This window comes from Ruegeria sp. CDSB013 (assembly GCF_059611165.1).
The window spans coordinates 1-24,928 of record NZ_JBXWPA010000021.1 but is presented as its reverse complement, the minus strand read 5'-3'; the positions used below and the strand labels follow the sequence as shown (position 1 = coordinate 24,928).

The window sequence follows — 24,928 nt, the reverse complement described above, 5'->3', positions numbered from 1 at the left end:
GACCCCTCAGGGACGAAACGAGGGCCGCGCCTGTCACGAGATGAAAAAATTCGTTAACCCCTTTTTGAATGGGCGTAGAAAGGGTTACTATGCTGCGACTTGCTCGGTAGGGCTCAAACGCTTCATTCTGCGCGGGCTGTGCTGTAATCCTCGTCCGAGACATGCTCCATCCAATCCGCAGTCTTGCCCTCGACAGACGTCTGCACAGCCAGATGGGTCATCGCACAGTCTGGCGACGCGCCGTGCCAATGTCGCTCTCCTGGCGCGAACCACACCGTATCGCCAGGGCGCAACACCTGCACTGGCTGCCCCTCAGACCCAGCCAGGCCCAAGCCCGACAAAACATGCAGCGTTTGACCGGCAGGGTGCGTGTGCCAAGCTGTCCGTGCGCCGGGTTCAAAAGTCACCGTAAGAATCTTGACCGGCGAGGGATCATTCCCTGTCACAACGGGATCAAAGCGAACCGTACCGGTGAAATACTCATTGCCGGGAAATTGAGAGGGCCGGTCCCCGGCGCGGTGAATCTCCATGATGTGCTCCTTCGATGCGCTTCTCTCAGCGACTTAGCAGAGTTCCGATTTCAAACCCAGAGGCGCGCCGGGTCGACGCGGCCATCAGAGCGCCATTGTCGAATGCCCAGAATGCGACTGGAACCGGCCATCGGTTTGAACAGGACCTACGGCCGAGTTGCGGACAAAGCCGCCGTTCAGTTTTTGGTTGGTTCGTACGGATCAGGCGTTCCTGGTGGGATTGGCGGGTATTCCTCGAAGGTTGCAATGTGCTCCTGCAACTGCGGCAGCGCCTTTTCGGCCGCCCATGTGTGCGGGAAGAGTACGCTTTCACGCTCGTGTGGGTCATTCAAAAGGTTGTAGATCCTTGGTGTGTCGTAAGACTCCGTTGCACCAAAAGCCGTCGTATTCTCTTTGAAAAGAACTTTCCAATCCTTCCATTTTACGCCGAATATCTGCTTACCCATGTAGACGATCACGCCTTCTCGGTTTGAGTTTGGTTGGTCACCAAGAAAGAACTTTGACTGGTCGACACCATCAAAAGCCCTGTCATCAGGCACCTTGCCTCCTGCGAAAGTCGCAAGTGTCGGATAGAGATCCATTGAGTGGACAACATCGTTGCTTTCAGAACCGGCAGGGATCTTCCCCGGCCACTTGATTGCAAAGGGTACACGCATGCTTCCTTCGAGGCTGGTGAACAGAGTACCGCGCCAAGGCCCGGCCGTACCATGTACCGCAGGAACTGGCGAGACGTTGGCGTTCCCAACCGGAAGAGCTTCGGGGCCGTTGTCAGCAGTAAATATCACCACGGTGTCGTCGGAAACGCCTGCCGCCTCAATCGCATCAACAATACGTCCGATATAGCTATCTGTTTGAAGCAGAATGTCGGCCCAGACGCCGTTTCCAGTGGCGCCTTCGAACTCCTCGGACGCGATGTTTGGATAGTGGGTCTGAGTATAAGCAAGATAGATGAAAAACGGCGCGTCTTCGGCACTCTTCGCTTCGATAAACTCGATGGCCTTTTTCGTCAGGTCGCCATCTATTTCGCCGCGATAGTCCAGATCGTAGTCTTGAGCGATGGTTGCTGGCTCGCCTGCAACACCCTGCATCACTACAGGCTCTTCCATGTTGGCATCGGCAAAACCCGGAAGCGTGCGCCAGACTGTAACGTCAGTGGTCTCAACGCCGTAAAACTCGTCGAATCCTTGATTCGTTGGATAGCGCCCTTCGGTTCATCCAAGATGCCACTTGCCGTACATGGTCGTGTTGTATCCTACCTCCTTCAGCATCTCGGCCATCGTGATTTCCCACTGAGTCAGACCGTAGACGCCACCTCCAAGAGGGACTGTATGGTTGCCACTGCGAACGCCGTACCGTCCTGTCATGGTCGCTGCACGGGACGGCGTGCACTGGCTTTCCACGTTGAAGTTCGTGAGTCGTAATCCTTCCGCTGCCAGGGCGTCCATCTCGGGAGTCGCTGTACCGCGGATAATGCCCCCACCGTTGAATCCGGGTTCACCCCAGCCAAAATTATCAAGAAATATGAATACGATGTTGGGTTTGTCCTGTGCTGAAGCAGCTGAGGAAAATAGAAGAGATAAGGACAGTAGGAATGTTCGCAATAACCACTTCATGATATCGCCTCCAATCAAGATCACGAGCTCAAGACTGACGAACCAAGTCACCAGTCGTCAATAACGTCGTCTCATTGCGGTGCTTTTTCACCGTGGCTGAGCGCCAGAGGTAAGGGTGAAGCTGCGGCCCCGGGCTAGTCGAGCCTCTCCTGAGATCTTCTGAGCTCATCTAAGAAAAACCGTTGTTTTCCTTGACGAACAGTCAGATCAGATGTTGGCATAGGCTGGCATTCAGCGCGGCTGGGAGGTTCAAATGAAGTTTTTTCTGACGACATCGACAGCAATAGTTTCTGCAGCATTCATATCAAGTTCTTCAAATGCTCAAGAGGCCGCACAAGGCGGGCAAGTCGGAGAGATGACCATATCGGTTGATGATATGCGCGAACCCGCGCCTGCTGATTTCTCACCTTATGCAGGTCGAGACTTTCCTACACGACCTCTGTGGGGTGACACTCACCTGCACACGTCAAATTCGCTCGATGCGCGCGGATTTGGCGTCATTCTGAACCCCGACGATGCCTATAGGTTTGCACGTGGTGAGGAAGTCACCACATCGCATGGCCTCCGTGTGAAGTTATCGCGTCCGCTCGACTGGCTTGTTGTATCCGATCATTCTGATGCCATGGGTGCAATGAATGAAATCATCGCGGGAAACTCTACGCTGATGCGCGATGCAACGCTCAGAGACTGGAGCGAACGGCTTAATGCGGGCGGAGACGTTGCACTTGGAGCGACTATGGAAGTCATTGAAACCTTTGCTGGCATCACCGGCGAGGCACTTCCCGAGGCTGTTTCAGATCGCAGGTTTGTACAATCCGTGTGGGACGAGTTCACGCAAACTGCGGATCATCACAACGCGCCCGGCACATTCACTGCGTTCATCGGATACGAGTGGACGTCCACCGAAGCTGGAAACAACCTCCATCGTAACGTGATCTACCGGGATGATGCCATTCGCGCTCGGCAAATGCTGCCCTTCACAACCGCGGAAACCTTCAATCCAGAACGGCTATGGGACTGGATGGAAACATATGAGCAAGAGACTGGCGGTCGTGTACTGGCCCTTGCCCACAACGGCAACGTTTCCAACGGCCTGATGTTTCCGGTTGAGACAAACCCTGAAACGGGTGAACCGTTGACGGCGGATTACGCAGAGCGGCGTGCCAAGTGGGAGCCGATGTATGAGATCACCCAAATCAAAGGTGACGGAGAAACGCACCCGTTTTTAAGCCCAAACGATGAATTCGCAGACTATGAAACTTGGGATAAATCCAACCTCGGCCCAACGCCCAAGGAAGACTGGATGCTCCAATACGAGTATGCCCGTGAGGCCTTGAAGAACGGTCTTAAACTAGAGGCTCAGCTGGGTACTAATCCGTATAAATTTGGCGTGGTGGGCTCTACCGACAGCCATACGGCTTTGGCAACAGCGGAAGAAGACAATTTCTTTGGCAAACACTCTGGCGTCGAACCAGAACCCGGCCGTTGGCAACATGTCGTTGGCGAGTTCGATGCCTTGAGGATTCTCGGGTGGGAAATGGCGGCCTCTGGCTACGCAGCAGTTTGGGCTGAAGACAACACACGCGAAGCCATATTCGACGCCATGGAACGGAAAGAGGTTTACGGGACAACCGGTAGTCGCATCGCGGTCCGTTTCTTTGGTGGTTGGGACTTTACGGAAGCTGATGCAAGGTCTCGTTTGCCCGCAGAAATAGGATATGAAAAAGGCGTTCCGATGGGTGGGGACCTCGCAGACGCGACAGAAGGCGCGGACGCCCCAACCTTCTTGGTTGCTGCGCTGAAAGATCCGTTCTCCGGCAATCTCGACCGTGTTCAGATTGTGAAAGGTTGGCTAAATTCCAGCGGCGAAACTGTAGAGCGGGTCTATGACGTGGCTTGGTCGGGAGACCGAGAACCCGATGCGGACGGCAACCTGCCAGCGGTGGGGAACACCGTGGATGTTGCAACGGGCACGTTTACCAATTCCATAGGGTCTCCAGAGCTGATCACTGTTTGGACAGACCCTGAGTTCGATCCTTCAGTACGGGCTTTCTTCTATGCCCGAGTCTTGGAAATTCCCACACCGAGGTGGACAATTTACGATGCTGTTCGGTTCGGAGACGAACTTCCCGCGGAGGTTCCCACGTCAACGCAGGAACGCGCGTACACTTCGCCAATTTGGTATACGCCCGAGAACTGAAAAATACCTAATCCGACGTTGTTGCGGTAAAAGCCCGGCAGTTCCTGTCGCAGCAACAGTAGGCTAATGCGTTCATGCGAACGTCCGCTTAGGGCTGAATGCGGTTTATTCAACGTGATGAGCAAGCTTGCCGTCCCATTCTTCTGTCGAAACTTTGGGTTCCAGCGGGTCTGCAATGTAAGACGGTGTCATGATCTGTGTTCCGTTTTCATTAAACACATCGACAATGTTTTCGCGCAAATCGGACAAAATCTTGGGCAGGCTCGATCCGCGCGAAGTGTATGCGTTGATCTCATAATTTATTGCATAATCAGCCAGCTGCGTCCAAAGCACAAAAGGTTCAGGAGCCTTTCTTAACCCTCGAGTTCGATGAGCTGCCTCTATCAGCATCGCTTTTATCTTCTTTGGTGGCTCCTCGTATCCGATACCTACTGTCGTGTGGACCAACAGCCCTCGGCCATCCACTTTGCGCGAATAATTTACGACCTCGGAATTGAGCAGCTGTGCATTTGGAATGCTTATCATCTCGTTCTTTATCGATTTAATGAGTGTTTCCATTAACTTGATCTCGGTTACATCCCCAATCTTGTCGCCAACCTGAATGCGATCACCGACGTTGGTACTGCGCCTGTAGATGACAAAAAGGCCGGCCATCATGTTTGAAACAACCGTGTTCGAACCGAGCGAAACCATGATACCCGCCAAAATCGTCAAGCCCTGAAAGGCTCGGGAATTGGAACCAGGGATATACGGGTAGGCAAACACCAGCGCGATGACGATGACCAAAGCTCTGAACAACATCTTGGTTGGAGCGATCCAATGATCTTCAAAGTCTTTGAGTTCGAAAGCACCATTTTCAAGGTTTTCAAAGAACAAGTCGAGGCCGCGAATTGCCAACCGTGTCACAGCTGCGATGATTGCGAGCATGATCAGGTTCGGGACGTATCCAACAATTGCCAAAACGACAGTTACGAGCGGCTCGCTGACGTACTTCAAGAGGATCTGGGCTATGCCCTGTGTTTCAGCAAAGGAGAGTAGCACCAATGAAAGGTAGTAGTAGAAAAAGAACAGAAACAGGACCCACATCAATATGTGGATCGAATAGACTATAATCGACGCGATTGCCCGGCTTCTCAAGATTGATTTGGTGGCTTCCTCGACGCCTTCAGCTCTCTTTTCCAAGTTGTTTCTGATGTAGTCCAATAGCTTCCGTCGCTTCGCAAAAAACGCATACGAAACGAGGGCAAAGACTGCCGTCCAAGCAAATGCAGCCATCGCACTATCTACTCTGCCTTCATTGGACCTAGCATCTCGGTATTGAAGAATTGCAAGCTCAATCGCCTCAGCTTGAAGCCCAGCCAGAACTTCAATAGCCATTTGTTCGTGCTCAGCATCAGCTTGGGTGGTTATCGTAACCATCTGCCCGTCAACGCGTATCATTTTCCCAAATTCGGCGTCCGAAATCTCAAGCTGAACTGAAGCTTTCGTGGATGCATCGGCGACTTGAGCGATCCGCTCCTCAATCTTTCTCGCTCGTTCGGTTGCGGGCAACGCACTCGACCCGCGTACCAAGAACAATTCTTCACCATCCACTATTACCGGCGCAATAAACTCGGGATCATCTCTCTCTTCAGTTGGTGCGAGGATTTCTTCAGACTGAGCAAACGCGACACCGCAGACGAATAGAAGTGGCAGTAACCAAAGTGTAAGAGCCCTCATTATTTTGCTCCTTCTGCGGGGATTATGTGCACATCGCGTTGCGGGAATGGTATAGATATACCTTCTTCATCAAACCTCTCTTTTGCTTGACCGGTTAGGTCCCAATAGACGGTCCAATAGTCATCTGACTTGGACCATGGACGGCAAAAGATGTTGACGGAGTTGTCTCCCAACTCACCCACGAAAATTTCTGGTTCTGGTGTCTTCAGACAAAGCTGGTGACGCGCAACTAAGTCTTTGAGCACTTCAATTGCTTGGGCAGCGTTGTCCGAATAGGCGATACCAAAGACCAGATCGACCCGACGTTCTTCGGATGCGCTTACGTTGGTAATGACATCCCCCCAAATCTTGCTGTTGGGAACTATAATAATCTGGTTGTCGAATGTTCTGATCTTGGTTGAAACCACCGACATCTCATCCACAAACCCAGAAGAGCCGCCTACTTGGATATAGTCGCCAGTGTCGAATGGCTTGAGAACCATGATCATCAGACCGCTTGCGAGGTTTCCCAGCGTTTCCTGCAATGCAAAACCTAGGATGAACGACAAACCGCCGAGCACGGCAAAAAGCGGTGTAACGTTAACTCCGAACAAAGCTAAAACGACGAGTATACCAAGGACGAAAACGGCCCAGTACACGGCGGTGGCAATGAAGCGTTTCAGCATTCTGGAGATAGTTGGAATTTTATTCAGACCCCGTTCAGTGACCCGACGCACCATTCGAGCAATGAACATCATGGCCCAAACTGCCAATAAAACGCCCAAACCAGCCATCAGCAGGCCAACGCCCCCATCCCACGAGAACAACCACGCCCAAGCGTTCTGAAAAAGTGTTTGAAGATCGGTTGTTTTTAGGGCTCCTGTTTTCAATGCGAGAATATAGTCAGTATGGGGTTCTAGTTCTTCCGCCTTTGCGCCTTTCAGGGTCCATGCGTCGAGCACCAGGCGATAGTTGTTGAGAATGTCTGATCCAGTGTCGTTCAAGGAGGACAACTGAGATCGCAAGCTGTCTTCCCGAGTTCCGCTCGCCGACCGAAGTTGCAAGTTTACCTGCGCGACTTCTTCGAGCCGCGAGCGCACATAACTCTGCCAAGTACCAGCGATCTGGGAAAGCTCTTCCGCGGTTAAGGGAACAAGTAGGATCTCGAGATCGTCGGCAACAATCATCTCATCTACGACTGCATTTATAAGATTGTCATTCTCGACTTCCACAGCCTCTTGGTCCGCCTCAGTCTCTTGCGCGCCGGCAGGAAAAGCGCTCGCTAATGCCGTGAACCAAATGAATGACCAGATCGTCAACGTTCTCAGTGCTCGTCTCATCTATCTGTCCCCTACTTCTTTAACGGTCGAAGAGAGCACACTCAGACGCAACAAATCCAGATTTATGTTTATATTTGAATATTTCACTGTGACGAACACCACAGATCTTTGGGCCGCTGTCGATATAGAGAACCTCTCAAAATGGAGGAACCACGGTTTTGCGAACGAAACTAAAGTTTGCGTGGAGGGGTCATAGATTTGCTGTGCACGTCGAATTTAAGGCTTTGTCTATTAGACCCATTAAACCGAAAATAATGGCCTCCTGGCGACACCACTCACTTGCGTCTCCAGGAGGCAACCAGACAAGTCTGGCGAATGCGCGAGCAACAGAGGTAATACAAATTTGCTACGCATTCGAATACTTGAATCTAAAAAGCAACAATTCAAATAATTTTACGCGCGCCAAGAAGTTTGCTCTCGCGTGATTTAAACGTGCATGTACATATATGCATACAGGTACGCGTCAGAATTGTAGTCGCGCCTTGCAATCGTAGGGTTTCGAATTTGAACAATAGTGTACAGATCTAGTGTTCATGCCAACTCAGCTTAGACCCACGATGAACCACACATTCGAGATAGTCTGGCCAGTCCCATGACCAGACTAAATCCCCGCGTCGCCTATCATCCCAGATAAAGGTGACGCGGGGCACATTGATCCATCTTTCGGTCAGTACCGTAAAAACAACACCCCTAAACTACTGCCCGCGTTGTTCACTCGGTTTCCCTCCGAACGATGCAGGTTTTCTTGGGGATTGGGTTGTAATGAGTTTCCGTTGGCAGAGCGACCGACCGGACCTTCTAGATCTGGTTCGGTCCTGTTGCATAAGGTGGTCGCTCTATCAAACGCTTTTCAAGCCTTTGGAAAAGACGCAGCCATTTTTTTGGTTTGAAGACTCGCGTTAACGGTTTATTCTCATATCTTCACTATGCGATATTTTAATGGGAGTGTTCCTATGAAAATGACAGCCATGATGCTTGTTGCCGCTGCTGTTCTTGCATGCGGAGCAACCGTAGGACACGCCAAGGACAAAAACATTCTGCCAAAAGACAACGCAGAGTTCGTAAACTACGGCGAGGAATCCGGCTGGAATATTTTTGTGGATAAGAGCCGAAATACTTGCCTGATCGAACGGGTAGATGAGAATACCAACGTTGTTCAAATGGGTCTGACCCCAGACAAAGACTTCGGCTACATGGGTGTTTTTACAAAGGCGGACATCGAATTTAAGGATGATAAAGTTGAGCTGCTCATGGACAACAAATTGTACTATGGCGATACGAAAGCAGCTCCACCCAACTTGGCAGACGGGTACAAGGGCGGTTATCTCCTTGCTAACAATCCTGACTTCGTCACAGACGTGATGGAACGCGAAACGATGATTGTAATGCCGGAGTCCAATTTTGCTTTCGACATAAGCCTTGCTGGTACCAAGAAGGCGATTGAAGCGGCGCGTGAGTGCAATGCTTCTCTGACCAATTGACCTGTGCCAATGCTTCAAGGCCGTTCACTTTGTGGGCGGCTTTGTTTTTGACCGTGCGACTCCTGAGTATCGAGGAAGCCTTTAGTCGAGTTTAGGCTTTAACTTCGATCAACACTGTCTTGTGACTTAGACAGTTTGTCCCTTTGTTCCAAAATAACATTTTTGGAGGCACGAAAATACGTCCGATTCGGGCTCGAAGCGGTCATCTGACTGTTTCTGTCGGATGTCCGTTTGCCAGCGCGAAGCGGACGATAGTGCATAAGTGCAACAGTCTCGACACATATCACGCGACTAAGAAGAACCTGAGCAAGAATGTGAATTGCGCCTATGCGGTACTGAAGAGCAGAGACTGCAAACATCGTTGGTATCCTGCTCCCGCAACCAAACTTTAAGGTCGGATATCAAATACTTAGCCTCGCATAACGCGAGGCTTTTTGCGTTAGGTCCAAACTGACTGGAAGCATTGTGGAAGCAACAGGATACAGTTGTGAGTGTGGGTATACCTCCGAAAGGGATTTGAAACGCGAATTGTCCAGAATTTTTCACAGTGCATGGCTGTCCTTGAACCGCTCAAACCCAAAGCGGGATGTAGGTATAAAGTAACGAATGCGGCCCAACGCGTCTGTAAACGCGACTCCGATGATGTCGTGCATGTCCTGCCAGTTTCACATCTCGAAGCGGTTGCGGAGTTGCTTAGAGCCCAATCGCATCTCAAATCGCCAGATTTGACTTGCTACCCGGTCGGTCAGGTCAAGGGGCGGTTTTGCTGGTGACGTTTAGGGACACAGAGCCAAATTCAAGGACGCAATGCCCTGCCGCTGGGTTGTTTGGCGATGTTTGGGAGAAGAATGTGGGGGCTTTTGCTCCCTAAGTGCCTCCGGTGGGGCAGCATTTGCTTTGGGGCCGGGCCGCCGTCGTGACGGAAGTACTGTTACATCCGGTGCGCATTTCCCTGATCTAAACTTCGGATGACCGCAAACGCCGGGGGTACTCGGATCGAGACTATTGTCGGGAGGCTGGGGAAATGGCACCGCCCGGCAACTCGATTTGGAAGAAGGCCATCGCTCTCCTTTTAGACTTTAAAGCCGCACATATCTGTTTCTTTTGATCAGGACAGAACATGCGCAGACCCAGCGTTAGAAAAAGATCTCAAACGCTGGATGGTCTTTCATCAATAAAGCAAAGAATTGGGCTCCGGCTTGGGTAATATGCACTCGGTCCGCAGAAATAATGTCTCCATTTTGATCGAAAACATGGATCTGATTCCCATTTGTGGTCGCGTAGCTGATGATATCGACATACAAACCAGCCGGTATGACCGACGCATTCTGCCTGTTTGCCTCAACTATTTCTTCGAATACCTTAGTCGTATAGTTTGGCCGACCATACCTGGGCAGTAAGGTGAATGCATTGAGACTATAACCAAAGTGTTTGGGGCCGACGAAGACGATATTGTGTTGCGCGGCAAGCCCGTTTTCAAGAAAGAGTTTGCAAGCGCCGGAAAGGTTGACGATTGGCAAGAAAGTCGCGTCAGCATTTTGTATCAAAGATTTTGTGTCATCGTCCCAAAGCCTGGGCTCGCAAACATTGAGTGCGTCGCGATAAATTAGATTTGCATCCTTCATTATGCCCATCTCAATGAGAATATTCGCAAAATCACGGGCCTGACTGTTCCCGACAATCAAAATGTTGATGCCGCTGTTCGTATCAAACTTTTCTGCGTCGTACTGGCTGATGCGGTGATTATACCCAATGTGCATCCCCGCTGCGACCTCTCGATCCGTGTCGAAAACGCGTGTAGGGAAGCCTTGTCCGAGATACAGCGAAAGCCCAACAGCACACAGCGTTGCGGTCACTGCGGTGCACGAAACAACAAGGCGTGAAAGAGAGATCGCGTTTTTGTTGCGGAACGGTTGTTCGACAAAACGCCAGGTCAGATAGGGCAAAAGGAATGCAAATGGTATCAAGCTGGCAAGAAAATACGGGCTGGGTTCTTCAAAGCTAGCAATGCGCGCAAATGCGAAAATTGGTTGGTGCCAGAGATACAGGCTGTAGCTGATCAGGCCAATGCCAACCAGAATTCTGATGCTCGGCAGTTTGGCGACAAAAGTGCCTTCCTTTGCATAGAGGAGAACGAGCAAAGACCCGACGACCGGAACGGCTGTCAGGTATGACGGGTGTTGCATGGTCCCGTCAAAGATCACCATAGATGCAATCACCGCAATAAGGCCAAGTAGCGAAAGACTGTTGCTCGCTCTAACCTTGCGCCTATTTTCCCAACAGGCCCCCAATGCACCGAATCCGAGTTCCCAGGCGCGTGTATGCAGAAGATAAAATGTGCTCTCCGGGTGGGTTTGAACCAACAGTACGCTCGCCAGGAAACTGGACCCGATGATAGCCCAAACCAGCAGATCCGTTCTGTGTTTAAGTACCGGGTACAGGGCCATAAGCAAAAGCGGAAAAACTATGTAAAACTGTTCTTCAACTGCCAGGCTCCATGCGTGAACCAGAGGTTTGAACTCGGACGCGAGGTCCCAGTATCCACTTGTTAGCGTGAGAAGAACATTATTCAGAGAGAACATCGTGGCCACGACACTCTGGCCGAAGTTTTCCAGTGGATCGGGCAGCATGGTAAACCAAGCGATAGGAATACACACCAGTACGACGACACTCAGGGCAGGCAAGATCCGTCGGGCCCGACGCTCGTAGAACTTCAAAAGAAAGAAGCTATTTTTTCCAAGATCATCAAGGATAATAGAGGTTATTAGATATCCGCTGATAACGAAGAAAACGTCTACGCCTAAAAAACCTCCACTGAACAGGCTTATGCCGGAATGAAAAAGAACCACTGGTAAAACTGCAATGCTGCGAAGGCCATCAATTTCTTTCCGTTACAGCATTTAATCAAAACCCACTCTTGTATTTTGTGCTCGGGCCTGTGAGCTTTCGAAGCGCATCTGTCGTCAAGAGTGTGTCGAGGAACTTTGAGCCGCCGCAGCCAATCGAACAAAGTATTGGCAGGTTTATGCGTTCCGGTCGTTGCAAGACCCAGGCTGAAAACTTCTGAGTGAGCCCCGCGAAGTCACTGCCATTGCTAGCACCCTTATCGTAGAATTTTTTTGGCTGATTGGAGCCTGGTACAAATTGCCATCACCGATTGGTTCGCGCTCTTGTCGAATCAAATCAATTCGTATTTGGTCCACGTGATGGTTCCCGACTGTATTCTGCGGTCAGGGATAAAAGGGAATACGGTGCGGTTCTGTGAAAAGACCAATTCCGTGACTGCCCCCGCAACTGTAGGCGGCGAGCGACCCGAGATCGTCCACTGGGCAATAGCCTGGGAAGGATCGGGATAGCTTTGACCCGCAAGTCAGGAGACCTGCCATCCGAAATTTATGAACCTGGGCGGGGTGTCCCAGAGGGAGATGACAATGTTTCAAGCGGTCCGTACCGTGCACGAACTTGCGCTCGCTTTGCCCCTGTCCGAACACAGGAGGCGTTGCCGTTGTCATTGCAAAAAGCTGACACCCAAAGGGGTAAGTGCTTGACGGAATTTAGTGTTCCGGTGCTGGTCACGGGGGCTCTGGCGCTGTCGGCGATCTTGTGGCTCGCGATTTACGCGGTGATTTGATGTCGGCCGTTTTACAAATCCGAGATCTGACGTTGGGCTACCGCGACCTGACATTGTTTCACCGCCTCTCCATGGATATCGCGTCCGGGACAACCCTGGCCGTTCTTGGTGCGAACGGGTCGGGCAAGAGCACATTTGTAAAGATGCTGCTGGGCTTGATGGATCCGCTTTCGGGCAGTTTGACTTGGCCGCAGGGCCGTCCTGGTGACATCGGGTACCTGGCGCAGATGACCGAGTTCGACCGCCGATTTCCCATCCGTGTGAGGGATCTTGCCGCGATGGGTGCTTGGCGCGGGTTTGGTTATCGTACCGGGCTGGACGCCGCGGCACGTGACCGGATGGCCGCCGCGCTGGATGAGGCCGGGGTACTGGATATCGCTGACCGGCCTCTGCATATGCTATCGGGCGGGCAACTGCAGCGCGCGCTGTTCGCACGGGTTATCATGCAGGACGCGCCGCTGATCCTGCTGGATGAACCGTTTGCCGCCGTCGACCAAAGTACTGAGGCGCATCTGCTGTCGATTATACGCCGATGGCGCGATGAGGGGCGCGCGGTGGTTTTGGTGGTGCACGATCTTTCCTCGGTACTGGACTATTGCAGCCACGCGCTGCTTTTGGGCGGGCAAGAGGCGACCCATGGACCGGTGAATGACGTTCTGACACCAGACCGGCTGGTTGCACAAGGATACCTCTCGGAAAGTCAGGCGTCCTGGATGTTCCGTGGCACCCATTCAACAGCGGAGCACGCCAATGTATGACCTGATCGTCGAAATGTGGAGCTTTGCCTTCATGCGTCGCGCTTTTGTGGCAACCACGGTTTTGTCGGCTTCGGTCGCGCCGGTGGGGGCATTTCTTGTTCTGCGTCGCCTATCGCTGGCTGGTGAGGCCATGGCCCACGCGATTACCCCGGGCATCGTCATCGGCTTTGTCACGGCGGGCTTGTCAGTCATGTCACTGCTGGTCGGAGGGCTTATCGCGGGTGTTGGCGTCGCCATTTTGACCGCCTTTCTCGCACGCCGGACGATCCTGCGCAGCGATGCCAGCCTTGCCTCGCTGTATCTGATCGCACTGGCGGTGGGTATCTTTATTCTGTCTGCAGCAGGGTCCGCAGTCCCATTAAAAAGCTTCCTGTTCGGATCAATCCTTGGGATCGACGACGCGTCGATGATCCTTGTCGGAGGGGTGGCGACGGTAACATTGTTGGCATTCGCCGTTCTGCTTCGTCCGCTGATTGTCAGCACCTGTGATCCGGTTTTCTTCGAAACGCAGACGCGCCGACCGTGGTTGGTAGATCAGGGTTTTATGCTGCTGTTGGTTCTGAACCTGCTGGCCGCGTTCAAAACACTGGGAACGTTGATGGCCGTTGGCTTGATGATCCTGCCCGCAACTGCGGCGCGCTATTGGGCCAGTACGATCACCGGGCAACTGGTCCTGGGCTTTGTGTTTGCCTTGTCCAGTTGCTGGATCGGCCTGACCCTGTCCTACTTGTTCCCGGACACGCCGTCCGGCCCGGCGATCGTTTTGGTTGCCGGTGGGTTCTTTCTGTTCTCGGCTATTTTCGGTCCCCTTGGTTTTGGCAGACGGATGCGCAAACCGTCTGTTTCCAAAGACATCCCCATTGCCCAAATTCAACAAGAAGAGAGAGCACAATGACTCTTGTAAAGTCACTCTACGCCGGCATTGCCTCTGTGTCGTTTGCTTTGGCTGCATTGCCGGCCGTTGCGGCAGAAGACAACGTCAAGATCGTCGCTAGCTTTTCGATCCTCGGCGACATGGTCGAAGAGGTCGTGGGCGATCTGGCCACGGTTACGACAATCGTGGGCCCGGATGCGGATGCGCATGTGTATCAGCCTTCGGTTGCAGATGCGAAGGCCGTTGCCCGGGCGGATATCATCTTTGTCAACGGTCTGGGCTTTGAGACATGGTCCGATACCCTAATCGCTGAATCGGGCACTGACGCAACCGTGCACGTTGCCACCGACGGCATCACGCCTGTCACAGTCGAGGGCAAAATCGACCCCCACGCCTGGAATTCGCTGTCGAATGGCATGATTTACGTGACCAATGTCGCCGACGTGATGACAGAGGCGATGCCCGAGCACGCCGAAGAAATCGCTGCCAATGCCGCGGTCTATATCGCGCAGCTTGAGGCGCTGGATGTAGAAACCAAGGCAAAGCTGGCAGGTCTGCCCGCCAATCGCCGCACGGTTGTGACCGCACATGACGCATTTGGATATTTGGCAGACGCCTACGGCCTGACTTTCCTTGCGCCGGTTGGCATCGACACCGAAGCAGAGCCATCAGCCAAGGATCTTGCTGTTCTGATTGACCAACTGAAGGCGGATGGTGCTGCCGCGTTGTTTGTTGAAAACATCACAAGCCCCACTTTGATTCAGCAGATCTCGGATGAAACCGGAATCGTGATTGGTGGACGGCTGTTCTCGGACGCCTTGTCGGAACGGGGTAGCCCTGCCACCAGCTACCTTGCGATGTTCCAGCACAATCTGAACACTCTGCTGAATACACTTGGGAACGCAACCGCAAGCTAATTGGTCTTCAGGCACGAGGCGGTGCTTGATCCGCCGCCTCATACGGTGCTTTGGAACACTGGGTTTTGGGAAAACGTCGCTTAGTCCGGCTTCCAGCCGTCTTCGTATTCTCCCAAAGTACGGGAAAGATCCAATAGCGAGGCGAAAAATCTTGCGTAAACGTCCCGTGACATCATCGTCTTGTTGTCATCCAACACCTGCAAAAGATCGACAACGCCCGAGGCAAAGGCGTCATAGACCAACTGGTCCGCAGGCGTGGGGTCCAAGGTCCATATGTCGTGCGTGTTATAATACCCTGCGGGTTGGGGGTCGTCGTCTATCATGTGTCCGCCTCATTTTGATGCCGCACATGTAAGTGAGAGGAAGGCGAACGCTAGTGATGTGGCGGAAAGTCACAAGTATTTGGCGGTACAAAAAACGCGACCCCAACCTTGCGTTTCAGTGCTGATAGGAAGTGAAAAGCTTCGCTTCGACCACAACCGGCATGCATTGTGTCGACCGAGAAGTTGTCAGGGTTTCGAATGTTCGCTCTGCAATACTTCCAGAAACAGTTTGGTCACCCGCGTCGGTTCAGGTTGCTTTCTGGTCACTGCAGCAAACCGGGTTCGATATTGCGTTTCGCCTGGCAACACCATCCGCATTTTTTCCTGGTCCACAAAATCCTGCGCAAGATGATCAGGCAAATAACCTATGTATCGCCCCGACAGGATAAGTATGGCCAGCGCCTGCTCGCTTTGAACTTTTGCTGAACGTTGAAAGCCCAGTTGCTGACCGACAATGAGGTTCGGAGAGTTCACGCTGAGCCCAACATAATTGTACCTGAGTAGGTCACTGGTCCTGAGTTCCCGGTCCGGTATTTCGAACAGGGGGTGTTCCCGGCCGCAATACAGGAACATGTTCTCGCCATATAACGGCGCATAGTTCAGACTTGTCGAAGGGCGATGCAGCGCAATAATTCCGATGTCGAGCTGACCGCTGATAACCATGGTTTCGATCACGTTTGGCGGCTCAAGAGACAATTCGATCTGAACCGAGGGGGCGGCTTCGTTGAACCGATGAATGGCGCGGGCAAGCCGGGAATCCGGGTTTGATGCACATTGATCAAACAGCGAAATGCGGATCGTTCCCCCCAACTGTTCCTTGATCTCGCTGACCTCGTTTCGAAATTGCGACACGGACACAAGCAGGTGATCTGCTGCCTGCAGCACTTTTGCGCCGTCTTCTGTTAAGGCAAACCCCGCAGGCCCGCGTGTGCACAGTTTTAAGCCCAATCGCAGTTCCAGGTCGGTAATATGTTTGGAAATCGTCGATTTGCCGATATTCAGCTCAACTTCGGCTGCAGACAGTCCACCACTTTCCACAACCGTCTTGAAAACGCGCAGCAATCGGATGTCGCTGTCGCCGATGCGTGAGGCAACCATTTTGCTCCCAATTCGTAAGGTTTGATATATATGAAACCTATCGCGCAAAGAAAGGCAACATAGAAACACATTTCACAAGCTACTCTGAAAAAGCCGAGGCAGAATCGGACTGGCCATCTCTCCCCAGGTCAGCGCGCACCTCGAAACATGATAAAACTGGGAGGACATCTATGTCATTCATCAAAAAGCTTGGCACCATGACTGCTGCCGTTTCGGTCGCAGCCCTGATGGTAGCGGGCGCAGCCGACGCGAAAAACTTTAAGATCGCTGTTGGCGATAGTGCGGGCAGCGCACAAGAAGCCCTCGGATTGGCTTTCGTTAAGGCACTCGAAGAAAAATCGGGTGGCGAACACACAGCTACACTGTTTCTGAACGGTCAGCTGGGTTCCGAGCAGGACACCGTCAACGAGGCCGCAATCGGCACGCTGGACATGTCGCTGCTGGCGATCAACAACATCACGCCGTTCTCGCCTTCGGTTGGTGTGTTCACTCTGCCTTATGTGATCCTGTCCCTGGAAGATGCTGAAAAGCTGACCCAAGGCCCGATCGGTCAGGAACTGGTGGAAAACACCATTCGTGACGCAGGTGTGCGCATCATCGGCTGGACCTACACAGGTTTCCGCCGCCTGACCAACTCGAAAAAGCCCGTCAGCTCGGTTGCTGACCTGCAGGACCTGATCATCCGCGTTCCCAAGAACGAGATCATGATCGAAACGTACAAGTCCTGGGGCATCAACCCGACTCCGATGGCATGGTCCGAGACCTTCACCGGTCTGCAAACCAAAGTCGTCGACGGTCAGGACAACCCTTACCTGACGATCAACGCAATGAAGTTCTACGAGGTCCAGAACCACGTGACCAACCTGCGTTACATCTTCTCGATCGAACCGCTGATCGTTTCGGAATCTGTTTTCCAGGGTCTGAGCGAAGAAGATCAGAAGATCATTCTGGAAGCCGGTCAGGAAGCAACTCAGATTTCCGCGCAGTTCCTGCGTGACTCTGAAGCTGCGATCAAAGAAGAGCTGACCGAAAAAGGCATGGCAATCATCGATCCTGAGAACGATGAAGCCGAGTTCATCGAACTGGCAACCGGTGCCGTATGGCCGCAGTTCTACGAATCCATCGGTGGTGTCGAAAAACTGAACACGGTCCTTGAGGCCATCGGTCGCGAGCCCGTCCAGCAATAATCGCCAAAGAGCGAAAAGGAAAAGAGCGCTTCGGCGCTCTTTTCATCTCAGGGAGGAGGGAATTCCGAAATGTTCTGGAAATTTCTGGACAATATCGAAAGTATCATCTGCCGGATCCTGTTATCCGGCTTCGTCTGTCTGCTGTTTGCACAGATCATAGCGCGTGAAGTCTTCGGCTTTTCGGTCAGTTGGATCGAAGAACTGTCAGTCTACATGTTCGTCTGGTTTGTCTACTTTGGCGCCAGCTATGCGGCATTGAAAGGCGCGCATAACCGGGTGACCTTCCAGTTCAAGTTCCTGCCCGAACGCTACATCAAGTATATTGAGGCTTTTGCCGATCTCTTCTGGCTCTTTTTCAACGTCTACTTCCTGTATCTGGCGACGGACTTTGTCTTCAACAAGATGAACAAGTTCTGGAAATCCCAGACCCTGGGTATCGAGATGAAGTATGTCTACATGGTTCTGCCTCTGGCCTTTGCGTTGATGACCGTGCGCATCATTCAGGTGAACTATCGCCGCCTGATCAAAGGTGAAGACATCCATGATCCTGACCAGATCGACCTTGATGAAATCAAAGCTGCCACCGAAGCAGCCAAGCACGACTGAGGCAGGGAGGAAAAACCATGGAATCCGAAATCGTCACAATCCTATTTGGATCGTTTCTTCTACTGCTGCTCATCGGCGCTCCGATCACGGTTGCGCTGGGTGTGGCATCGCTGTTCTCGTTCCTTTACCTGGGCGAAAACCCAATCAAGTTCGTGCAGATTGCATTTACCTCGGTGGGTGCGTTCCCACTGATGGCGCTGCCTGCATTTATTCTGGCGGGGGCTCTTATGGAGGCCGCCGGTATCTCAAAACGCCTAATCAATGTTGCGGAAAGTCTGGCTGGTCCATTCACCGGCGGTATTTCGGCTGCAACGGTTATGGCCTGTCTGTTCTTTGGCGCCATTTCGGGCTCGGGCCCGGCAACAACCGCGGCCGTGGGGATGCTGATGATCCCAGCAATGATCGACCGTGGCTATGAGCGCGGCTATGCCTCTGCTATTACCGCTTCTTCTGGCGGCCTCGGGATTATTATTCCTCCCTCCATCCCGATGGTGATCTTCGGCATTGCCGCGCTCGGTATGGCGCCGCCTGTTGAAGCGGTCGAGAAATTCGGGACCTTTCAGTCGGTTTCGATCTCGAAACTGTTCATCGCGGGTTTCGTTCCGGCCTTCCTGATCGCCACCAGCTTGCTGATCCTGAACTACTTCATGTCGAAAAAGCGCGGCTACAAAGGCGTTGCCGAAGGCTGGTCGATGCGTCACGTGGCTTGCGAAATGTACCGTGGGTTCTGGTCGCTGATGGCCCCACTGGTGATCCTGGGCGGTATCTATACCGGCTTCTTCACCCCGACCGAAGCTGCGATTGTCGCGATCTTCTATACCCTGGTCGTTGGCGTCGTCATCTACCGTGAACTTACTTGGCAGTCGCTGTTCCAGTCGCTTGAAGCCACAACCTGGCTGACGGGGCGTGTTCTGCTGATCCTGTTCACCGCAACCGTGTTCGGCCGCCTTCTGGTGGAAAACCAGATCCCTGCGATCATCGCGGACTCGATGCTCAGTTTTACCGACAACCTCTATGTGATTTGGGCGCTGATCATCTTCTTCCTGCTGTTCGTCGGCATGTTCATGGAGACGCTGGCCACGATCCTGATCCTGGTTCCGGTGATGCTGCCGGTGGCCTATTCGGTTGGCATCGACCCGATCCACTTTGGTGTGGTGATGGTCTGTACGCTGGGTATCGGTTTCCAGACACCGCCACTGGGTGAGAACCTGTTCATCGCATCGGGTATTTCGAATATCACGATCGAGCAGATCTCGTTGCGCGCATTGCCCTTTGCGGCGGCCAATACCATCGCGATCTTCATCATTGCGTTCTTCCCTGAGCTGTCGCTATGGCTGCCCAGGCTGTTGGGCTACTGACCTGAAAGGATAATGTTATGAAACAAATGGTGACAAATATCCTGTTCGCGACCGACTTGTCGGAGAACTCGGGTCACGCCATGCGCAATGCGGCCAGCATTGCCATGGCAACAGGGGCGGAAATTCACGTCCTGCACGTGAACGAGCCCCTGTCGGACGACGCGAAGATCACGATGGACATGTTCATCCTGAACGAAGAGACGCGTAAAACCGCGGCCCAGCGTCGCCATGAAATGGTGCGCAAGGTGCTGGCCGAACGGCAAGCCAAGTTCTGGGCACAGTTCGAAGGCGATGACGCGAAGATCCGTGAACAGGTGTCCTCGATCGAGGTCACCGACGGGCACCCGGCCGAGGTGATCCTGCGCCGCTCGGTCGAGATGGGGTGCGATCTGATCGTGCTCGGCGCGCATGACCACGGTTTTTCGCACACTTTCCTTGGGACAGTGGCAAAACGTGTCTTGCGTCGATCAAAAATCCCGACGCTGATCGTTCCAAACCCGGACGAAGTCTAAAATTTCCACGGGCCGCTGCGATGGTAGCGGCCCGTGCTTTGCACCATGCCTCGCGAAACTACCAAGAGATGCCTGAATACCGCGTATCCGGCATCCTACAGCCCTTTGATCATCTTGGGCCAAAATCCTCCAAGCCGAATACCTCCAGCAAAGATCACGCCAGGCAAGCTTTGTTAACAGAGCTTAATGCTTCGGTGTCCTCTCCTTAAGAACCGGTTCCTTTATTTGAATTGTGACCACAACCGCAATCCAAATTCAGGAGGAGAAGACCATGGAAGCGACACAGACAATAACCCCGAACGGCAACGTTTTTTCCACGCTGTTTGCGGATTATGCAGAGGCCCGAACCGAGCATTTCCGCCGCAGGATTTTCGCCAACACAGTCCACGACCTGGAGGCGTTGAACGATCGCCAATTGAGCGACATCGGCGTCCCTCGGGCTGAAATCAAGCAACGCGCCTATCAAAGCGTTTATCACGGCGCGCCTTATCGGCAGTAATCAGGTGCCGGAGATAGCACCCGCGTAACCAGTTATGAGGTAGTACCAATGTTTGATGTCATCCCGCCAAGCAAGCAATTGACGCCCACGACCAGTGCCCTGCAATTGTTCGACCGCGCCATGCAACTACGTGCGATCAGCGCCGATATCGTGCGGGCCGCACAGTATTTGAACAGCTTTTCCGATCAGGAATTGTCAGAGCTGGGCATAAACCGCAGCGATCTTGACGATACGATCCAACGGTTCATCTGAAGCTGTGGCGATAGCCAGGTTTGATACCGGCGACAGAGACGAAGATAAAAGCCACTCCGACATACAGGAGTGGCTTTTTTGATGTGAATTTAGGCGGTGTGATCGACGACCTGCAAATGCTGCGCCAGCTTGTCGATCTCGGCCATCCAGCCCTGCACCAGTTTTGGATCGCTGGGTGCTGCATGGACACCGACGGCGATCGCACGGTTTAGGACCGCTTCAACTGCCAGCGAGACCGGGATAGATACCAGTCGCGCCATTGCCGTCCCGCGCGCGTCGCCCCACGCGTCCATGACATAAGTTTTGTGCCAGACGGGTGCGCCGTCTTTCTCGGCCTTCAGTCCCACGCACAGAACCACGCGGTCCGGTTCCCCTTCGTCATAGGCGTTTTCGTCCCAGAACTGGTCCGACATTTCCTTCAGGCGCGCGTCGCCCTCGGGTCCGGACACGGTTTCAATCTCGCTGAATACGTCCGACCACGCATCGGCCCAGCCATTCAGGCGCAAGGTGCCGCGGACGAATTCCTTGACGGTCCAGTGATCCTCGAACTGATATTCTTCCATGAAAGGCAGAGAGTCGCGGTTCGGATAGACCTCGAAGCTTTCCGGTGTGGGCAGCGGGGCGATATAGCTGCTGATCGCGTCCCACGGGCGGGCGACGTCCAGCGGTGCATAATCACGGATCGATTTCGACGGCGAACGCAGGGCCTTGAGCACACCCAAAGGCGACCAGCTGAACTTGTACCGGAACGGGTTGGCGTTTTTCGGAATGCCGCCGCAATACGAGATAAAGCTCAGGTGGTTGTTCGCATCAAACGCGTCCGAGGCGCGATAGTCGGCGATCAGGGCATGCGCCATCAGATGGTCAATACCCGGATCAAGCCCGACCTCATTCACCAGCGCCACACCGGCCTCGCGCGCCTTGTCGTCCAGCGCGCGCATCTCGGGCGCGATGTAAGAGGATGAGACAAAATTGGCCTCTTTGGAAATTGCGAGTTCCGCCAGCGGTACGTGCCAATCGCCCGGCAGCATCGAGACGATAACGTCGCCTTTTTTCAGCACTGCGCCCAGTGCGTCGATGTCAAAGGCACGAATGTCGTCGGTCAGGTCTCCGACTTCGGCCTTGGCCTTTTCAACGGTCCGGTTCCAGACAGTGACCTTGTGTCCGCCTTCAATCAGGCGACGCAGGCCGGGGATGGCCGACAGGCCGGTGCCACACCAATGGATGGTCATCGTTCAGATCCCTTCGATATGAGATTTGTAGGTCGCCGCTGCCCGACCCCAAACGCCGCTGTCCAAATCGGTCAGGGTCAACAGGGATGGCAACAATTGCGCTGCATAATCGTCAGAGCTTTCGACCGGCAGCATCGAGGGCAGGTTGTCGATCGCCATGACATCCATCACCGGATCACTCGCAACACGCAAGGCAGGGGCGTCCCACGTGGTGGCACGGTCGTAAACCGGAACCGGGTTGTAATCGCTGTCCGGGTCGCAAGCGACATCACCGATGGCTGTCAGGTTTCGCGGGGCGGTCAACGCACCCCGTGGTACAAAAACCGGGGTGCCGGGGCGCGCAAAGATGCAGTTCAGGAACAGGTCGTGATCTAGGATTTCGGGGAAAGGCCCACCGCTGGCGGTTTCGGCCATGTCCCATTTAGTGACAGTGACACCCATTGCCTCACACAGATCAACCGCGCCCGCGCCAACACGTCCCAAGGCACCGATGACGATGGCGCGGGGTCGATCAGAACCCGTTGCATCCAGTTCGGCAAGAAGTTCTTGGTTCAGGGCGTCTTTGCTTGGGTAAACACCAACCGGAGCGCACTCCTCTCCGCGCTGCTGTGCCGCCCACGTCTTGAGGGTGACAGCCGCACCGGCATAACCAGCCCAGTAGCCAAAAGCTGCGACGCGGCGGCCGTTCTCGTCCACAAGGTATTCCAGATCATAAAGCGTTCCGCCCCCGGTCTTGAACCGATCCAACAGTGAACGCCCCGAATGCTGACCCTTATAGGCGTGACCGAACATGATGTGGCGATGGGGCAGGGGGGTGCCGTCCTCTGGCAATTCCTTCAAACCAAAGATGATGGCATCAAGGGGGGCATCGGGCCAGGAATTTTCGGGCGCAATCTCGCAGCCTGCGTTTTTGTAGCCGTCTATCGGAATAGCGCGGACATGGCTTTCCTCGATGGTCACCCGGATGCCTGCCGCAATCAGGGACGCCGCGCCTTCTGGGGTCAATCCGACCCGTTCTTCATTCTGGCGTTGCTCTGCCCGGACCCAGAGATGTGTCATGCGTCGTCCTTTACTCAAATCATCCCTGCGGCGCGCACCGCCTGAACCGAGGCGCGCGCCTCCATCGCCTCGCGGAAAGCGAGGATTTTGGGAAAGGCCGACACGTCCACGCCGTCGCCTTCCAGCCAGCTGCACACCACGTACAGATAGGCGTCCGCCAGCGAGACCGTATCGCCCAACACAAAGGGCCCGCGCAATCCGTTTGATACGATGTACTCACAGGACGTGGTCATGGTCTGGGCGACCTTGGCGGTCATGTCTTTCCAGCTGGATTTCTTGTCGGCCCAACGGGCCCCACGCAGCTTGTGTGCGTGGTTTACATGCATGGTCGAGGCCAGATAATACATCACTTCGCGCATACGGGCCGCCATGACAGGATCGGCGGGGACAAGATTTGCGTCGGGCGCAGCCGTAGCGACATATTCCAGCAACGCCCCGGTTTCAGTCAGGATGCCGCCATCAACCGCCAATGCAGGCACACGGCCTTTTGGATTGATCTGTTTGTAAGCCGGTTTGGTCTGGTCGCCTACGGCGAAGTCCAGACGGACCGCTTCATAGTCCAGACCGGCCTCCTCCAACGCGATGGCAACGGCGATCGAAATAGTGCGGGGGGCATAATAGAGCTGCATCAGGGGACCTCCGGGCTTGGGTTACAGATGCGTTTGGGCAAACTGCCTGTCTGGCGCTTCCAGGTGCGGGACTGCGTTGAACAGAACCGGGCTTAGCTGCGCGCCAATCGGGTGCAGACGATGCATGGAGGTATTCATGATGGCAAGAGCCACCCGCGCCATCGCAGGTATGTCCAGTCCCATGGCCTGCCTGACAACCATCGAGATCAACCCACCCGAGGTTACAACAATCGCCGGACCGCCTTCGGTGCCGATGTCGCGCAAAGCGTCCGAGACGCGTGTTTCGAACTCCTCAAAGGTTTCGGGCGTTTCCTCAATCTCACCTCTGGCCCAGGCGGCAAAAGTGCGGGGCAGATGTTCGACAAACCCTTCCCGGTCGGTCGGCACGGGGATGCCATGTTGCTCTTCATACAATTTCGAGATGGTGAAGTATTCAACCTCATTGAGGCGTGGATCACGGGAAGGCTCGGGCAGTCCCATGCTGGCGGCGGTTTCCACGTGGCGCGACAGGGTTCCGCAATAGACGCGCGGGTAGAACGCTTGTGTGTTCTGTAGATGCGCGCCCAGCCAACGGGCTTGCTGATGGCCCAGATCGCTGAGCTTGTCATAGTTTACTTCGTCACGTGCGGTGGTGTTGGCCTGCCCGTGACGAACCAGTGTGATATGTGCCATTACGTCCCCTCTTGCGCGAAGTCTTAGGGCAGGTTCAGGGTCGGTGCCAGAGCCCTTTGGCAGAAAGCGGCTAAAAATCAGTTTGATGGTTCGGTTGTCTTTTGCTCGCCGTAGAAATTTGCCCATGGCACGTCGCATGCGATGTTGCCTAACGGAAAAAAGTTTCCTATAGGATACAAAGCTGCTGCATGCGGCTGTATACATGCCTCTGCAACGCCAGCCTCGGGGGACCAAAAGACCACCAGCAGTCGAAGCCTGTTGACACGCTGCACAGTCCTAGGAACCTTGGTGTCAATTGGCGGCACTACCGAGATAACGTTGCAATTCATGCGGCAATATTGCCAAGGACTTAGGAAAGGTCTCTGCCATGTCTGACGCCCTCAAACGCACCCCCTTGTATGACTTGCACGTCGAACTTGGCGGTAAGTTGGTTGATTTTGCTGGTTGGGAGATGCCTGT

The 24,928-nt window shown here is 53.7% G+C and carries 21 protein-coding genes, 1 pseudogene and 1 riboswitch; of the genes and pseudogenes, 11 read left to right on the top strand and 11 right to left on the bottom strand.

Annotated elements, in window-relative coordinates; all coding sequences use genetic code 11:
- Window positions 1-122 precede the first annotated feature (122 nt).
- On the bottom strand, window positions 123-530 hold the full coding sequence (locus AC2FJF_RS23080) for a (R)-mandelonitrile lyase (protein WP_496727363.1): 408 nt from the start codon (window positions 528-530) through the stop codon (window positions 123-125).
- A 176-nt stretch (window positions 531-706) separates the two neighbouring features.
- Window positions 707-2,143: pseudogene (locus AC2FJF_RS23075) on the bottom strand (arylsulfatase).
- Window positions 2,144-2,396: 253 nt separating this feature from the next.
- Here AC2FJF_RS23075 and AC2FJF_RS23070 point away from each other — a divergent pair.
- Window positions 2,397-4,343, top strand: a complete 1,947-nt coding sequence (locus AC2FJF_RS23070; RefSeq protein ID WP_496727362.1) for a DUF3604 domain-containing protein — start codon at window positions 2,397-2,399, stop codon at window positions 4,341-4,343.
- A gap of 105 nt (window positions 4,344-4,448) precedes the next feature.
- Here the strand turns inward: AC2FJF_RS23070 and AC2FJF_RS23065 are convergent, their stop codons facing one another.
- Window positions 4,449-6,062, bottom strand: a complete 1,614-nt coding sequence (locus AC2FJF_RS23065; RefSeq protein WP_496727361.1) for a mechanosensitive ion channel family protein — start codon at window positions 6,060-6,062, stop codon at window positions 4,449-4,451.
- A complete protein-coding gene (locus AC2FJF_RS23060) occupies window positions 6,062-7,381 on the bottom strand; it encodes a mechanosensitive ion channel family protein (protein WP_496727360.1) in 1,320 nt (439 codons plus the stop codon). The genes AC2FJF_RS23065 and AC2FJF_RS23060 overlap by 1 nt, the downstream gene beginning before the upstream one ends.
- 953 nt (window positions 7,382-8,334) lie before the next feature.
- Between AC2FJF_RS23060 and AC2FJF_RS23055 the strand changes: the two genes are divergently transcribed.
- On the top strand, window positions 8,335-8,862 hold the full coding sequence (locus AC2FJF_RS23055) for a hypothetical protein (protein WP_496727359.1): 528 nt from the start codon (window positions 8,335-8,337) through the stop codon (window positions 8,860-8,862).
- Between the two features lie 1,136 nt (window positions 8,863-9,998).
- On the opposite strand, the gene AC2FJF_RS23050 is transcribed toward AC2FJF_RS23055, so the two are convergent.
- Window positions 9,999-11,744, bottom strand: coding sequence for an acyltransferase family protein (locus AC2FJF_RS23050; protein ID WP_496727387.1), 1,746 nt, complete (start codon window positions 11,742-11,744; stop codon window positions 9,999-10,001).
- Between the two features lie 308 nt (window positions 11,745-12,052).
- Window positions 12,053-12,263, top strand: a riboswitch (cobalamin riboswitch).
- 229 nt (window positions 12,264-12,492) lie between these two features.
- Between AC2FJF_RS23050 and AC2FJF_RS23045 the strand changes: the two genes are divergently transcribed.
- From AC2FJF_RS23045 to AC2FJF_RS23035, 3 genes are read left to right on the top strand one after another with little or no spacing between them, the layout of a single operon-like run.
- Window positions 12,493-13,251: a metal ABC transporter ATP-binding protein gene (locus AC2FJF_RS23045; protein ID WP_496727358.1), complete on the top strand. Its 759-nt coding sequence runs from the start codon at window positions 12,493-12,495 to the stop codon at window positions 13,249-13,251.
- Window positions 13,244-14,146 (top strand): metal ABC transporter permease, encoded by a 903-nt coding sequence (locus AC2FJF_RS23040; protein WP_234416713.1) that lies wholly within the window; start codon window positions 13,244-13,246, stop codon window positions 14,144-14,146. The genes AC2FJF_RS23045 and AC2FJF_RS23040 overlap by 8 nt, the downstream gene beginning before the upstream one ends.
- A complete protein-coding gene (locus tag AC2FJF_RS23035; RefSeq protein WP_496727357.1) occupies window positions 14,143-15,042 on the top strand; it encodes a metal ABC transporter solute-binding protein, Zn/Mn family in 900 nt (299 codons plus the stop codon). The genes AC2FJF_RS23040 and AC2FJF_RS23035 overlap by 4 nt, the downstream gene beginning before the upstream one ends.
- 80 nt (window positions 15,043-15,122) lie before the next feature.
- On the opposite strand, the gene AC2FJF_RS23030 is transcribed toward AC2FJF_RS23035, so the two are convergent.
- The gene (locus AC2FJF_RS23030; RefSeq protein ID WP_496727356.1) at window positions 15,123-15,365 is read right to left on the bottom strand and encodes a hypothetical protein; all 243 of its coding nucleotides are present in this window, start codon (window positions 15,363-15,365) and stop codon (window positions 15,123-15,125) included.
- Window positions 15,366-15,551: 186 nt separating this feature from the next.
- Window positions 15,552-16,463, bottom strand: coding sequence for a LysR family transcriptional regulator (locus AC2FJF_RS23025; protein WP_496727355.1), 912 nt, complete (start codon window positions 16,461-16,463; stop codon window positions 15,552-15,554).
- A 170-nt stretch (window positions 16,464-16,633) separates the two neighbouring features.
- Here AC2FJF_RS23025 and AC2FJF_RS23020 point away from each other — a divergent pair, with 170 nt between their 5' ends.
- The 6 genes from AC2FJF_RS23020 to AC2FJF_RS22995 all read left to right on the top strand — a co-directional run bounded on the left by AC2FJF_RS23020 (window position 16,634) and on the right by AC2FJF_RS22995 (window position 20,877).
- Window positions 16,634-17,650, top strand: a complete 1,017-nt coding sequence (locus AC2FJF_RS23020) for a TRAP transporter substrate-binding protein (RefSeq protein WP_496727354.1) — start codon at window positions 16,634-16,636, stop codon at window positions 17,648-17,650.
- Between the two features lie 69 nt (window positions 17,651-17,719).
- Entirely contained in the window at window positions 17,720-18,256 is a 537-nt protein-coding gene (locus tag AC2FJF_RS23015) for a TRAP transporter small permease (protein ID WP_496727353.1), read from the top strand.
- Window positions 18,257-18,273: 17 nt separating this feature from the next.
- Window positions 18,274-19,614, top strand: coding sequence for a TRAP transporter large permease (locus tag AC2FJF_RS23010; protein WP_170566409.1), 1,341 nt, complete (start codon window positions 18,274-18,276; stop codon window positions 19,612-19,614).
- Window positions 19,615-19,631: 17 nt separating this feature from the next.
- Window positions 19,632-20,126: a universal stress protein gene (locus AC2FJF_RS23005; protein WP_058277392.1), complete on the top strand. Its 495-nt coding sequence runs from the start codon at window positions 19,632-19,634 to the stop codon at window positions 20,124-20,126.
- Window positions 20,127-20,397: 271 nt separating this feature from the next.
- The gene (locus AC2FJF_RS23000; RefSeq protein WP_496727352.1) at window positions 20,398-20,625 is read left to right on the top strand and encodes a DUF1127 domain-containing protein; all 228 of its coding nucleotides are present in this window, start codon (window positions 20,398-20,400) and stop codon (window positions 20,623-20,625) included.
- Between the two features lie 48 nt (window positions 20,626-20,673).
- Window positions 20,674-20,877 carry a hypothetical protein gene (locus AC2FJF_RS22995; RefSeq protein WP_496727351.1) on the top strand — a complete coding sequence of 68 codons (204 nt, stop codon included), beginning with the start codon at window positions 20,674-20,676 and terminating at the stop codon, window positions 20,875-20,877.
- Window positions 20,878-20,966: 89 nt separating this feature from the next.
- Here the strand turns inward: AC2FJF_RS22995 and AC2FJF_RS22990 are convergent, their stop codons facing one another.
- From AC2FJF_RS22990 to AC2FJF_RS22975, 4 genes are read right to left on the bottom strand one after another with little or no spacing between them, the layout of a single operon-like run.
- Complete coding sequence (locus AC2FJF_RS22990) at window positions 20,967-22,109, bottom strand: saccharopine dehydrogenase family protein (protein WP_496727350.1); 1,143 nt, start codon at window positions 22,107-22,109, stop codon at window positions 20,967-20,969.
- A gap of 3 nt (window positions 22,110-22,112) precedes the next feature.
- Complete coding sequence (locus AC2FJF_RS22985) at window positions 22,113-23,168, bottom strand: saccharopine dehydrogenase (RefSeq protein ID WP_496727349.1); 1,056 nt, start codon at window positions 23,166-23,168, stop codon at window positions 22,113-22,115.
- Window positions 23,169-23,182: 14 nt separating this feature from the next.
- Window positions 23,183-23,797: a glutathione S-transferase family protein gene (locus tag AC2FJF_RS22980; RefSeq protein ID WP_496727348.1), complete on the bottom strand. Its 615-nt coding sequence runs from the start codon at window positions 23,795-23,797 to the stop codon at window positions 23,183-23,185.
- Window positions 23,798-23,818: 21 nt separating this feature from the next.
- Entirely contained in the window at window positions 23,819-24,469 is a 651-nt protein-coding gene (locus AC2FJF_RS22975; RefSeq protein WP_496727347.1) for a histidine phosphatase family protein, read from the bottom strand.
- Between the last annotated feature and the right edge of the window lie 459 nt (window positions 24,470-24,928).